Source organism: Clavibacter michiganensis subsp. tessellarius (genome assembly GCF_021922985.1).
In the GTDB taxonomy this organism is placed as follows: Bacteria; Actinomycetota; Actinomycetes; order Actinomycetales; family Microbacteriaceae; genus Clavibacter; species Clavibacter tessellarius.
Genome location: NZ_CP040788.1, coordinates 2888908 through 2900978 on the forward strand (window position 1 = coordinate 2888908; position 12071 = coordinate 2900978).

Genomic DNA, 12071 nt, shown 5'->3' on the forward strand with positions numbered 1-12071 from the left:
GCGATGACCCTCGGGATCATCGGCGTCGGGAAGATCAGCGAGCAGTACTTCGCGGCCTTCGAGTCCCTGCCCGGCGTGCGCCTCGTCGCCGTCGCGGACCTCGACCTCGACCGCGCGCGCACCGTCGCCGAGGCGCAGGGCGTGGACGCGCTGAGCGTCGACGACCTCATCGCGGACCCGCGGATCCAGGCCGTGCTCAACCTCACGATCCCCGCCGCGCACGCCGAGGTCGACCTCCGCGTGCTCGAGGCCGGCAAGCACGTCTACGGCGAGAAGCCGCTGGCGCTGAGCCCCGGCGAGGCCGAGCCGATCCTGCGCCTCGCCGAGGAGAAGGGCCTGCGCGTCGGATCCGCGCCCGACACCGTGCTCGGCACCGGGATCCAGACGGCGCGCGCCGTGCTCGACGCGGGCACCATCGGGAAGCCCGTCGCCGCGAACGCCTTCTGGGGCGCGCCCGGCCACGAGCTGTGGCACCCGGCTCCCGCCTTCTACTACCAGCCGGGCGCGGGCCCGCTGTTCGACATGGGCCCGTACTACCTCACGGCCCTCGTGACGCTGCTCGGGCCCGTCGTCCGCGTGCAGGGCGCGTCCCTCATGTCGGACCGGGTGCGGTCCGCCGCGTCCGACCCGGAGGCGCGGGAGATCCCCGTCACCGTGGACACGCACGTGAGCGCCGTGCTCACGCACGCGTCGGGCGCCGTGTCGACGGTGACCATGAGCTTCGACATCTGGGCCACCCGGATCCCGAACATCGAGGTGTACGGCACCGCCGGCACGCTCTCGGTGCCGGACCCGAACCACTTCTCCGGGAAGGTGCAGGTCGCCACGTCCGCGGACCGCGAGTGGACGGACGTCGAGCCGGCCGCCGGCTTCGTCGACGCGGGGCGCGGATGCGGCCTCGCGGAGATGGCCGACGCCATCCGGCGCGGGGTCCCGCACCGCGCGTCGGGGGAGCTCGCCTTCCACGTGCTCGAGGTCATGGACGCGATCCTCGACCCCGCCGCGACGGGCGAGATCCGCAGCACCGTGGAGCGTCCGGAGGCCGTCCCGCTGGGCCAGCCGGGGCGCTCGCGGGCCTGATCCGAGGTCGTGCGCGAACAGGTAGTGGGCAGCCTTCCACAACCCTCGGATCGGACCGTTCCTGGGAGTCCCGGGCTACTAGCCTGACGCCGTGACCCGCCACTTCTCGCAGTTCCTCTTCGCGCCGTACGGCGACGGACAGGGCCTGCGCGCCGTGGAGGAGCACGCCGTCGACGAGGCGCTGCACTCCTCCGTCGCACCCGGCGGCTCCGTCGAGGAGCCGCCGGCGTTCGACGCCACGGCCCCGGAGGCGTGGCCTCCGCTCGCGGCCGTCGAGTGGCCGCTCACGCACCGCCCGTTCGACGACGACGACGAGCCCGAGATCGCGGACGGGCACTTCGCCGCGGCGGACGAGGATCCGGATGCCGAGGCCGTCGAGGAGGCCGCCGCCTACGCCGCGCGCGCCGCCCTCCTCGCCGAGGTCTACGGCTGGCCGCACCGCGCCGTCTGACCGGAGCGGCACCTCCCCGCGAGGGAGCGGCGCCGCGTGCGCGCGCCGGGGCGGAGCGTCAGGCGCCCGCCAGCACCGCCCACGCGTGCGCGGGCACGCGCCCGTCGCCGTGCACCTCGCCGGCCTCGACGGCCGCGGTCCCGCCCGGGACGGCGATCGGCTCGTGGCCGAGGTTGAGCACGAGGCGCAGCGCATCGGGTGATCCGGGCGCCACGCCGCCCGCGGCGCCGGAGCCCGACGGGCGCAGCGTGACGGTGAGCGCGGTGTTCGTCAGGTCCGAGGTCCGGATGCCCGCGTCGACCAGCCAGGCGTGCCGGCGGCGGAGGCCGATCAGCTGCTGGTGCAGGCTGCGGATCCGGGCCGCGTCCGGGTCGTCCGCGTCGGCGGGCAGGTCATCCGGCGACGGCGGGTACTCGGGCCGCACGGCGTCGTCGCCGCCCGCGCGGTCCTCCTTCACGCCGGTCATGCCGCGCTCGTCTCCCGCGTAGATCGACGGGATCCCGGGGAGGAGCAGCAGGAGGGCGATCGCGTGGCCGAGGTGGCGCGGATCCACGGCGGACGCGATGCGGGTCACGTCGTGGTTGCCGACGAAGGTCTGCGGCGTGAAGGACGGCAGCAGCTCGGCGTGCCGGGTGAGCGTCCAGTCGAGCTCGAAGAGGTTGCGCTCCGCGAGGGAGCTCCGGATCGACTTCCAGAGCTCGTAGGCCGTGATGGAGTCGATGGTCGACTCGGCGGCGTACCCGGCGTAGTCGCCGTGGATCATCTCGCCGACGAACCACGCGTCCGGGTGGCGCTCGCGGACGCGCGGGAGGACGACCGCCCAGAAGGACGCGGGCACGGCGTAGGCGGCGTCGAGCCGCCAGCCGGCGATGCCGCGGTCGAGCCAGTGGATCATCACCTCGGCCACGTGCGCGCGCACGGCCTCGGAGTCGTGGTCGAGCGTCACGAGGGCGCCGTGGCCCTCGAAGCCGACGGGCTCGCCGGCCGCGTCCCAGCGGAACCAGGACGCGGCCTCGGATCCGGGCCCGTCGGCCAGCGCCTGCACGAAGCGCGGGTGGCTGCGGCCGACGTGGTTGAAGACGCCGTCGAGGAGCACGCGCACGCCGCGCTCCGAGGCGTCGGCGAGCAGCGCGTCGAGGTCGGCGTCGTCACCGAGCCGCGGGTCGACCCGCAGGTGGTCGCGGGTGTCGTAGCCGTGCGTCTCCGAGTCGAAGACCGGGCCGAGCAGCAGGCCGTTCGCGCCGAGGTCGACGAGGTAGGGGAGCCAGGCGCGGAGGCGCTCGAGGCGGTGGGCGGGTGCGTCGTCGGCGCCGCCGGCGAGGTCGTCGCGGGTCTGCGGCGCGCCCGTGAAGCCGAGCGGGTAGACGTGCCACCACACGACGTGGTCGGTCCAGGATGCCAAGGGTCGCTCCTCGCGGGTCGGGTCGATCCAGCCTAATCAGCGGGCACCGGGGCGACCGCGGGAGGGCCGGGGTCGGACATCGCCTCGCCTCGGACCGCGTCCGGCCGCTCGATTCGCGGGGCGGCCCGCGAGCATGTAGTCTGTCTCCCGGCCTGATCGCCGCTCGCGGGGATCATCGCCGTACGACTGCGCCCGTAGCTCAACGGATAGAGCATCTGACTACGGATCAGAAGGTTGGGGGTTCGAATCCCTCCGGGCGCACAGCACCTCCGGGTGCGCATCTCTGGTTGAGACAGAATGGAACGGCCCGCCTCGTGCGGGCCGTTCTCTTTTCCCCCTCCGTCTCGTATTTCCGGGCTGTCTCGTCTCCGGGCCGCCCTCGTCTTCGGCCGCCTTCGTCGTCGGGCCGGCGCGGCGCGAGACCGCCGCTCCGCCGCTCAGCGCGTGGGCCCGAGCGGCTCCACCACGCGGTTCTCGTACGCCCAGATCGTGGCGTGCAGGCGGTCGCGCACGCCGAGCTTGTCGAGCGTGCGGCTCACGTGGGTCTTCACGGTCGTGGGTGCCAGGAACAGCCGGCCCGCGATCTCCGCGTTCGACAGGCCGCGCGCGACGAGCACCAGGATCTCCCGCTCGCGCGCCGTCAGCCGCGCGAGCCCGTCGGGGGATCCGCCGGCGCCGTCCCGCACCGGACGGCCGTGGTCGAGGAGCGCGCTCACGGGGTCGGTACCGGGGTGGGCGTGGGCATGGGGGTGCCCGCGGTCGGCGACGCGTCCGGCGCAGGCGTCGGCGACGACGGGGGCGCGTCGGACGCGGGATCGAGCGGCAGCGCCTTCGCGAACGGCGGGCGCACGACGCCCTCGCTGCCGTCGATCGTCCCGGACACCACGCCGGCGTCGCCGCCGCCGAGCGGGAAGACGTTCCACGCGCCGTCCGCCGGGGTGACGGACGCGCCCGTGGCCGGGTCGCTCGCGACGCCGTCCGCCGCGGAGGAGCCGATGGTCGTGACCGGCTCCCCGTCCTGGTCGAACAGCTGCACCCGCTCGAGGGGGTTCCCCTCGGCGTCGTAGGCGAAGACGTTGGTGACCTGCTTGCCGTCGAGCGACAGGCCCGGCTGCTCGACGTAGGAGACGCTCGCCCCCGGGTCGTTGTACTCCCGCACCGCCAGCTCGTTCAGCAGGGTCGGGAAGAGCGCGAGGAGCACGAGCGCGGTGAAGGCGCTCACGGCGACGCGGAGGGCGCGAGCGGGCCGGGACCGCGCCCAGCGTCCGCGGCCCCATTGGACGCTGATCACGGTCAGGACGATGAGGATCGTCCAGCCGACGAGGTCCGTCGGCAGGACGCGGAGGCTCCCGAGCGTCAGCCCGAGGAACTGGTACCCGGCCCATGCCCGCAGCAGCCACCACACCGGGCGGAAGGCGATCAGCAGGTCGAGGATCGCGGAGAGCTCGCGGTTGGCACGGATCCGCGCGTGCAGCTCCCCGGTCCGCGCGCGGACGCCGTCCCGGAGCTGGTGCAGCGGCGAGGCGGCGGCTGTCTCGATCGCGCGCTCCGGCAGCCCCGCCGAGCTGCGCAGCTCGTCGGCGTAGCGCACGGGGTCGCCGAGCTCGAGGGCGCCGTCGTGGTCCGCGGCCTCCTCCTGCAGGTCGGCCTCGAGGCCGCCGGTGAGGTCGTCGACGTCCTCGGGATCGAGGTCGGCGAGCCGCGCGCGCACGGCGGCGGCGAAGGCCTGGATGCGGGTGTCGAGGGTGGGATCTGCGGTGTTCACGGCTTCTCTCCGATCGTGCGGACGTTCACGGATGCGGGCACGGGGCCCTCGCCGGTGCCGTCGGCCTTCCGGGTGCGGTGGGTCGGCGCGGGGGTCGGCTCGCCGAGGAGGCCGCTCATGGCCGTGGCGAAGGCCGCCCAGGTGGCGCGCTGCCCGGCGAGCAGCTCGCGGCCCTCGGGGTTGATCGCGTAGTACTTGCGGTGCGGTCCGCCCTCGGACGGCACCACGTAGCTCGAGAGCGCGCCGGCCGCGTAGAGGCGGCGGAGCGTCCCGTAGACGGAGGCGTCGCCCACGTCGCCGAGGCCCGCGTCGCGCAGGCGGCGGACGATGTCGTAGCCGTACCCGTCGTCGTGCTGCACCACGGCGAGCACCGCGGTGTCGAGCGCGCCCTTCAGCAGCTGCGTGGTGTCCATCAGGTGTCCTGTCCCATGCGTCGCACGGTATCACGCGATGCGCGGTACCTCGGAGTGCCATGCATGGCGGCGCGTCCCGGCGACGACGACGGGTGGCGGCCATCGGCCCTCGTGCGCGCCGTGGGCCCGGTGCTACCGTCGGGCATGCCCATCGTCCTGGAGGCCCTCGGCCGCGTGCTCGTCCTGGTGGGCGACGTCGTGCTCGGCGGCGCGGGCCTCTCGCCGGCGATCCTCCTCGCGGCCCTCGTCGGCGTCGCGTCCGTGGCCGCCGCGGTCGCGCTGGTGCGCATCGCCGCCGCCCGCGGGCTCCTCGGATCCGTCGCGCCGGCGGCCTTCCCGGACGAGGACGTCGACCTCCCGGTGCTCGTCTCCTCGAGCGACCCGGACGCCGACGGGCACGAGCGCTCCCGGGCACCGGGACGCCGGACGCAGGTCGTCGTGCCTGCGCCGCTCCCGGCCGCCTGACCGCGACCAGCAGGGGTCCACCGCCGCCATCGCGCGGCGAGGATCCGGCGCGCGCCCGCATGCGACGACCAGACGGACCCCCTCCGCTCTCGTCGCAAGGAACCCCGTGGACCCCACGTCGATCGCCCCCGTCCGAGCCGTGCTCGACGGACTGTCCCAGCTCGTCGTCGGCCTCGCCGACCTGATCCATCCCCTCGCCGGCGCCTCCGCGACCGGCGTGGCCGTCATCCTCCTGACCCTCGGCGTGCGGGCCGTGCTCGTGCCGGTCGGCGTGGCGCAGGTGCGCGCCGAGATCCAGCGCCGCCGCATCGCGCCCGCGCTCGCCGAGCTCCGTCGCCGGCACGCCGGGAAGCCCGAGCAGCTGGCCCGGGCGACGCAGGAGCTGTACGCCCGCGAGGGCGCCTCGCCGCTCGCCGGCTGCCTGCCGACGCTCGCGCAGGCGCCCGTGCTCGCGGCCGTCTACGCCCTGTTCGCGCACGCGCGGATCGGCGGCGAGGCGAACGCGCTGCTCGCCGCGCCCTCCGCGGGTATCCCGCTGGGGTCGAGCGCGCTGTCGGCGGCGGCGATGGGCGTCGCGCCGCTCGTCGTCTCCGTCGTCGTGCTCGGGCTGCTCGCGGTGGTGATCGAGGTCCGCCGTCGCGCCGACCTGCGCTTCCAGGGACCGCCCGCGCCCGTCGACCCGGCGGTCCCCGGCATGGCCGGCATGACCACGACGATGCGGGTGCTGCCGTTCGTCACGGTCGTCTTCGCGGTTGTCGCCCCGCTCGCCGCGGCCCTGTACCTGCTGACGAGCGCCGCGTGGACGCTCGTCGAGCGCGCGGCGCTGCGGCGGCTCCTCGGTCGCGCGCCATCCCCGGGGGACGGCCGCCGCGTGATCCAGCCGGCCGGCCCGCGGCACCCGGTCTGCGAGGATCGGAGGACACCGAGCAGGGAGCCGCCATGACCTCCACCTCCGCGGGCGCCGTCGCCCTGCCGCCCACGCGCGTGACCTACCCGGCGGGATCCGTCGCCTCCGCGGGCGAGGTGCTCCGCGTCGACGACCTCGCCGACGGCACGCGCGCCGTCGTGCTCGACGTCACCGCCTGCCACCCGGTCGACGCGGCCTGGCCCGACCAGCCCGCCGACCGCGCGGTCCTCCGCGTGCGCGGCGCCGGGATCGAGGTGCTCGACTGCGTCGTCGGCGCGGCGTCGACGGATCCCGCGGAGGCCGCGGCGCTGCACGTCGGCGGGGACGTCCCGGTCAAGAAGGGCGCCGAGGGCTGGTCGTTCGTCGCCGTCCACGTGGTGCCGGGCGACGCCGACGTCCGAGTGGGCGACGCCGTCGAGGTCGCCGTGGATCCCGAGCACCGCCGGGCGTTGAGCGCCGGCCACACGGGCTGCCACCTCGCTTCCCTCGCCCTCGACCGCGCGCTGGCCGACGCGTGGACCAAGGACGTGCCGACGGATGCGCTGGGCGCGCCCGGCTTCGACGCGCTCGCCATCGACACCTCGCGCATCGGCCCGTGGTCGTCCGTAGACACGTACCGCCTCGGGAAGTCGCTGCGGAAGAAGGGGTTCGTGCCCGCGACGCTCGTCGAGCGCCTCGACGAGGTGCGCGCCCAGGTCGACGCCACGCTCGCCGCCTGGGTCGCGTCCGGCGCCCCGGCGCGGATCGAGCGCGAGGGCGACCTGCTCACCTCGCGCCGCTCCTGGGTGTGCGAGCTGCCGGACGGCACCGCGCGGATCCCGTGCGGCGGCACGCACCTCGACGGCCTCGACGCGCTCGCGTCCGTGACGGTCGAGCTGGAGGCGGAGGCGGCCGACGGAGCGGTCGTCGTGCGCATGCGCACGACCTGCGTCGCGGCCTGACGCGCCCGGGTCGGGGTGCTGCGGTATCCCCGCACCTCCCGTGTCGGGTACCGTTGACAGGCGCCGTCCGGCCGACCGGCATCCTCGGTCCGGCGACGGCGCGGTGACGGAAAGCGGTATCGAACGTGGCAGCATCCCCCGCGACGAAGTGCTCGGTCTGCGGCAAGGCCAACCCCGTCGGCATGGCCACGGGCAACATCCTCGACCACGGTCGCAACCACGAGCGCTGCCCGGGATCCGGCAAGCCGCCGGCCGTCTCGACCAAGCCCGTGTCGGCGGCCGCGAAGGCGGGCACCGCTCCGTCGCGCAAGCCCGCGAGCGAGGCCGCCAAGCGCGAGCCCAGCCGCAAGACCACCCCGGCCAAGGCCGCCGGCCCCACGCGCGGCGTCACCGTGCGCCGCGTCGAGGTCGACACCGAGCGCCTGCGCCTGCGCGAGGAGAAGCTCGAGCGGATCCGCATGCAGCGCGAGGAGGCGGCCCGCCGTCGCCTCGGCGACTACATCGTGCCGCTCGACGCCGACGGCCAGGAGGCCCCCGAGGCCGACATCACGCTGGAGAGCATGGACGACGAGGCCGAGGCCTCGGTCGAGCCCGGCGCCTCCACCGAGACGGACGTCGCGCCCGCCGACGCCGCGGACGGCCGCCCCTCCGTCTAGCGCGTAGCGTGGCGCTCATGACAGAGCAGTCCACGGAGCAGCCCACCACCCACCTCGGACGCACCGGCGTGGAGGTCTCGCGCCTCTGCCTCGGCACCATGATGTTCGGCGCCTGGGGCGAGACCGACCACGAGAAGTCGATCCGCGTGATCCACCGCGCCATCGACGCCGGCATCACCTTCATCGACACCGCCGACATCTACGCGTACGGCGAGTCGGAGGAGATCGTCGGCAAGGCCATCGCGCAGTCCGGCCGTCGCGACGACCTGATCCTCGCCACCAAGTTCTTCAACGGCATGAAGCCCGAGGCGAACTTCCGCGGCGGCTCGCGCCGCTGGATCATGCGGGCCGTCGAGGACTCGCTGCGGCGCCTCGGCACCGACCACATCGACCTGTACCAGATGCACCGGCCGGACGAGCACACGGACATCGAGGAGACCCTCGGCGCCCTCACCGACCTCGTCACGCAGGGCAAGGTCCGCTACATCGGGTCGTCCACGTTCCAGCCGAGCCAGGTCGTCGAGGCCCAGTGGGTGGCGCGCGAGCGCGGCACCGCCCGGTTCGTCACCGAGCAGCCGCCGTACTCGCTCCTCACCCGCGGCGTCGAGGCCGACCTCCTCCCCACCACCCAGCGCCACGGCATGGGCACGCTCGTCTGGAGCCCGCTCGCCGGCGGCTGGCTCTCCGGCAAGTACCGGAAGGGCCAGGACATCCCGAAGACGCACCGCAACGACCGCGACCCGTCCCGCTACGACCCGTCCGACCCGAAGTTCGCGGCGGCCGACCAGCTGGGCGCCCTCGCCGACGAGCTCGGCGTGCCGCTCGTGCACCTCGCGCTCGCGTTCGTGCTGCGGCACCCCGCGGTGTCCAGCGCGATCATCGGCCCGCGCACCATGGAGCAGCTGGAGTCGCAGCTCGACGCGGCGACCCTCGAGCTCGACGCCGCGACGCTCGACCGGATCGACGAGATCGTGCCGCCCGGGCAGAACGTGAACCCGGCCGACACCGGCTTCGCCAACTACTGGCTGGATCCCGCCAAGCGCCGCCGCTGAGCTGCATCGCGCGTCGGGTGCCGGCGGTCGATCCGCCGAGCGTCGGCCCCCGGCGTCCGTCGATCCCGCCCCCGTAGGGTCGATGCATGAGCCGCCTCCCCCGCGAGCCCGTCTACGGGACCGCCGTGATCCTGGGCCGCGCGCTCTTCGGGTCCCTCCGCCTCCGCCTGGTCGCCGAGGGCCGCGAGAGCATCCCGGACACCGGCGGCGCGGTCATCGCGATGACCCACTTCGGCTACCTCGAGTTCGCGCTCGTCGAGTGGGCCATCTGGCTGCACAACCGCCGCCGGATCCGCTTCATGGCGAAGAAGGGCGCGTTCGACCAGCCCGGGGTCGGGTGGGTCCTGCGCCGGATGCACCACATCAGCGTCGACATGGGCGCGGGCGCCGCCGCGTACGACGACGCCGTCCGGGCGCTGCGCGCCGGCGAGCTCGTCGGGGTGTTCCCCGAGGCGGGCGTCAGCGCGTCCTTCCGCGTGCGGGAGCTCAAGACCGGTGCCGCGCGCCTCGCCGCGGAGGCCGGGGTGCCGGTGATCCCCGTCGCCGTCTGGGGCGGGCACCGGCTGCTGACCAAGAACCGGCGCATCCGGCTGCGCGACCGCGTGGGCGTGCCCGTCCACGTGCGGGTGGGGGAGCCGATCCCCGTGGCGCCGGATGAGGATCCGCGCGCGGTGACCGACGCCCTCCGCCTCCGGCTCCAGTCGCTGGTCGACGCCCTGCAGGACGCGTACCCGGTCGACGGCCGCGGCGCGTGGTGGCAGCCGCGGCACCGGGGCGGGACGGCGCCCACCCCGGCGGAGGCGGCGGCGGCGGACGCCGAGCGCGACGAGCGGCGGCGACGCGCCGAGGGGCGCTGAGCGGACGCGGCGACCCGGCCGACGGAATGCGGCGGCGGCCGTCCCGACCGGGGAGATGAGACCGGCCCGGACCTTCGAGGGCCGGGCCGGTCTGCGCACGAGGACGTCTGTTACCCGCAGACGAACCGGCTGGTGCGGTACCGCTCACCCGAAGAGCCGTACCGGATGCCTCCACGGTAGCCCGGCATCCTGGGATCACCCCTACGTCGACGGGAATGTACCCCGGACTGGGGGTCCGCCCCTGTGTCCGTCGTTTGGGGGACCCGATACAGTACGTGGCCCGATCCGGGCGCCCGGGTCAGACCGGCTCGGCCAGCGGGGAGCGCTCGAGGCCCGGCGCGGGAGGGGCGGTGGGGTCCGCGTCCACCAGCCGGATGCGGTTCGCCGCGTCCACGTGCACGACGCGCGGCTCGAGGGCGCGCGCCTCGGCGGTGTCCATCTGGCCGTACGCGATGAGGATCACGACGTCCCCCACGTCCACGAGGTGGGCGGCCGCGCCGTTGATGCCGAGCACGCCGCTGCCCCGCTCACCGGCGATCGTGTACGTGTCGAGCCGGGCGCCGTTGGTGACGTCGACGATGCTGACGCGCTCGCCCACGAGGATGTCGGCGGCGTCGAGCAGGTCGCGGTCGACCGTGACGGAGCCCACGTAGTGCAGGTCGGCGTGCGTCACCGTGGCGCGGTGGATCTTCGCGGTCATCATGGTGCGCAGCATGCGTGCTCCTCGGCGGGCGGGTCCGTGCGCGCGGACGCGGAGCACGGTGATCGGGCGATCACGAGAGGCCAACGCGCGGCGGCCGGCGGATGTTCCGGCGGGTGCCGGATCCGCGGCGCGCGAGGCCCCCGGGCGAGTGTACGAGACGCCGGCGGGCTATGCGCTCCCGCCCGGGCGGGCCACGCTGGGACAGGGGACCCGACCCGCAGACCACACGGAGGCACCAGTGGCACGACGCGACACCGCCGGCACGATCGAGGACCGGCCCGACGAGGAGGACGCGCGCAAGCCCGACTCCCCGACGGAGATCGAGAAGCCGTCCTGGAAGTACGTGCTCCGCAAGACCATGCGCGAGTTCGGATCCGACCAGTGCACCGACATCGCGGCCTCGCTGACGTACTACGCGGTGCTGTCGCTGTTCCCCGCGCTCATCGCGATCATCTCGCTGCTCGGGGTGTTCGGGCAGGGGCAGCAGACCGTCGACGCCGTCACCGAGGTGATCCAGCCCATCGCGCCGGACGCCGTGAAGCTCCTCGCGCCCATCATCCAGGGCTTCGTCGACTCCCCGGCCGCCGGCTTCGCCCTCGTCTCCGGCATCGTGCTCGCCGTCTGGTCGGCCTCCGGCTACGTCGGCGCGTTCAGCCGGGCGATGAACCGCATCTACGAGATCCCCGAGGGCCGCCCGTTCCTCAAGCTCAAGCCCACGCAGCTGGCCGTCACGGTCGTCGGCATCGTGATCCTGCTGGTGTGCGCCCTCATCATCGCGATCTCCGGCCCCGTGACCGAGGCGATCGGCGCGGCGCTCGGCCTCGGCCCGACCGTGCAGATCGTGTGGTCGATCGCCAAGTGGCCGGTGCTCGCGTTCGCGATCGTGCTGCTCATCGCGATCCTCTACTACGCCACCCCCAACGCGAAGCAGCCGAAGTTCCGGTGGATGAGCATGGGCGCGGGCATCGCGCTCCTCGTCCTGGTCATCGCGAGCGTCGGCTTCGCGTTCTACGTCACGAACTTCTCCAGCTACGCGAAGAACTACGGCGCGCTCGCCGGCGTGGTCGTGTTCCTGCTCTGGCTCTGGATCGCGAACCTCGCGCTGCTGTTCGGCGCCGAGTTCGACGCCGAGCTCGAGCGGGGCCGCCAGCTCCAGGCCGGCATCGCGGCGGAGGAGACCCTCCAGCTGCCGCCGCGCGACACGAAGGTGAGCGACAAGAAGGCGGCGGCCGAGCGCGAGGACGTGAAGCGGGGCCGGGGCATCCGCGAGCGGCACGAGCGCGAGGAGCGCCTCGGGCGGGGCGAGGGCGACGACGCCTGATCCGGATCCCCGTCCGCCCCGGAGGGCCCGCCCGTCGACCGACGCGCGGGCCCTCCGG

The 12071-nt window shown here is 74.6% G+C and carries 14 protein-coding genes and 1 tRNA gene; 10 read left to right on the forward strand and 5 right to left on the reverse strand.

The features are described from left to right. Positions 1 to 3 precede the first annotated feature (3 nt). Entirely contained in the window at positions 4 to 1080 is a 1077-nt protein-coding gene (locus tag FGG90_RS13705; protein WP_094131225.1) for a Gfo/Idh/MocA family protein, read from the forward strand. A gap of 91 nt (positions 1081 to 1171) precedes the next feature. After that, the gene (locus FGG90_RS13710; protein ID WP_094126470.1) at positions 1172 to 1531 is read left to right on the forward strand and encodes a hypothetical protein; all 360 of its coding nucleotides are present in this window, start codon (positions 1172 to 1174) and stop codon (positions 1529 to 1531) included. A gap of 58 nt (positions 1532 to 1589) precedes the next feature. Here the strand turns inward: FGG90_RS13710 and FGG90_RS13715 are convergent, their stop codons facing one another. Continuing rightward, entirely contained in the window at positions 1590 to 2933 is a 1344-nt protein-coding gene (locus FGG90_RS13715) for an alpha-amylase family glycosyl hydrolase (protein ID WP_094126469.1), read from the reverse strand. A gap of 188 nt (positions 2934 to 3121) precedes the next feature. Here FGG90_RS13715 and FGG90_RS13720 point away from each other — a divergent pair. Beyond that, positions 3122 to 3194, forward strand: a tRNA-Arg gene (locus FGG90_RS13720). A 176-nt stretch (positions 3195 to 3370) separates the two neighbouring features. Here FGG90_RS13720 and FGG90_RS13725 read toward each other — a convergent pair. From FGG90_RS13725 to FGG90_RS13735, 3 genes are read right to left on the reverse strand one after another with little or no spacing between them, the layout of a single operon-like run. Then, positions 3371 to 3649 carry a response regulator transcription factor gene (locus FGG90_RS13725; RefSeq protein WP_094126468.1) on the reverse strand — a complete coding sequence of 93 codons (279 nt, stop codon included), beginning with the start codon at positions 3647 to 3649 and terminating at the stop codon, positions 3371 to 3373. Then, positions 3646 to 4698, reverse strand: coding sequence for a hypothetical protein (locus FGG90_RS13730; RefSeq protein WP_094126467.1), 1053 nt, complete (start codon positions 4696 to 4698; stop codon positions 3646 to 3648). The genes FGG90_RS13725 and FGG90_RS13730 overlap by 4 nt, the downstream gene beginning before the upstream one ends. Further along, entirely contained in the window at positions 4695 to 5111 is a 417-nt protein-coding gene (locus FGG90_RS13735; protein WP_094126466.1) for a PadR family transcriptional regulator, read from the reverse strand. Before FGG90_RS13735 ends, FGG90_RS13730 begins: the two co-directional genes overlap by 4 nt. A gap of 144 nt (positions 5112 to 5255) precedes the next feature. Here FGG90_RS13735 and FGG90_RS13740 point away from each other — a divergent pair, with 144 nt between their 5' ends. From FGG90_RS13740 to FGG90_RS13765, 6 genes are all read left to right on the forward strand, one after another. After that, positions 5256 to 5576: a DUF6412 domain-containing protein gene (locus FGG90_RS13740; protein ID WP_237583425.1), complete on the forward strand. Its 321-nt coding sequence runs from the start codon at positions 5256 to 5258 to the stop codon at positions 5574 to 5576. Positions 5577 to 5682: 106 nt separating this feature from the next. Next, positions 5683 to 6519, forward strand: a complete 837-nt coding sequence (locus FGG90_RS13745) for a YidC/Oxa1 family membrane protein insertase (protein WP_237583426.1) — start codon at positions 5683 to 5685, stop codon at positions 6517 to 6519. After that, positions 6516 to 7424: an alanyl-tRNA editing protein gene (locus FGG90_RS13750; protein WP_094126464.1), complete on the forward strand. Its 909-nt coding sequence runs from the start codon at positions 6516 to 6518 to the stop codon at positions 7422 to 7424. The genes FGG90_RS13745 and FGG90_RS13750 overlap by 4 nt, the downstream gene beginning before the upstream one ends. A 125-nt stretch (positions 7425 to 7549) precedes the next feature. Beyond that, positions 7550 to 8080, forward strand: a complete 531-nt coding sequence (locus FGG90_RS13755; protein ID WP_094126463.1) for a hydophilic protein — start codon at positions 7550 to 7552, stop codon at positions 8078 to 8080. A 17-nt stretch (positions 8081 to 8097) separates the two neighbouring features. After that, complete coding sequence (locus tag FGG90_RS13760; RefSeq protein ID WP_094131223.1) at positions 8098 to 9132, forward strand: aldo/keto reductase; 1035 nt, start codon at positions 8098 to 8100, stop codon at positions 9130 to 9132. Between the two features lie 86 nt (positions 9133 to 9218). Further along, positions 9219 to 9989: a lysophospholipid acyltransferase family protein gene (locus tag FGG90_RS13765; RefSeq protein WP_094126462.1), complete on the forward strand. Its 771-nt coding sequence runs from the start codon at positions 9219 to 9221 to the stop codon at positions 9987 to 9989. Between the two features lie 298 nt (positions 9990 to 10287). Here the strand turns inward: FGG90_RS13765 and panD are convergent, their stop codons facing one another. Next, positions 10288 to 10704, reverse strand: coding sequence for an aspartate 1-decarboxylase (gene panD / locus FGG90_RS13770; protein ID WP_094126461.1), 417 nt, complete (start codon positions 10702 to 10704; stop codon positions 10288 to 10290). A 226-nt stretch (positions 10705 to 10930) separates the two neighbouring features. Here panD and FGG90_RS13775 point away from each other — a divergent pair, with 226 nt between their 5' ends. Continuing rightward, the gene (locus FGG90_RS13775) at positions 10931 to 12013 is read left to right on the forward strand and encodes a YihY/virulence factor BrkB family protein (RefSeq protein ID WP_094126460.1); all 1083 of its coding nucleotides are present in this window, start codon (positions 10931 to 10933) and stop codon (positions 12011 to 12013) included. Positions 12014 to 12071: the final 58 nt, after the last annotated feature.

Bases quoted from the DNA above. Each gene is read 5' to 3' on its own strand.
- FGG90_RS13740 (WP_237583425.1), top strand. From the start codon at position 5,256: ATGCCCATCGTCCTGGAGGCCCTCGGCCGCGTGCTCGTCCTGGTGGGC.
- FGG90_RS13765 (WP_094126462.1), top strand. From the start codon at position 9,219: ATGAGCCGCCTCCCCCGCGAGCCCGTCTACGGGACCGCCGTGATCCTG.
- FGG90_RS13705 (WP_094131225.1), top strand. From the start codon at position 4: ATGACCCTCGGGATCATCGGCGTCGGGAAGATCAGCGAGCAGTACTTC.
- FGG90_RS13760 (WP_094131223.1), top strand. From the start codon at position 8,098: ATGACAGAGCAGTCCACGGAGCAGCCCACCACCCACCTCGGACGCACC.
- panD (WP_094126461.1), bottom strand. From the start codon at position 10,704: ATGCTGCGCACCATGATGACCGCGAAGATCCACCGCGCCACGGTGACG.
- FGG90_RS13750 (WP_094126464.1), top strand. From the start codon at position 6,516: ATGACCTCCACCTCCGCGGGCGCCGTCGCCCTGCCGCCCACGCGCGTG.
- FGG90_RS13735 (WP_094126466.1), bottom strand. From the start codon at position 5,111: ATGGACACCACGCAGCTGCTGAAGGGCGCGCTCGACACCGCGGTGCTC.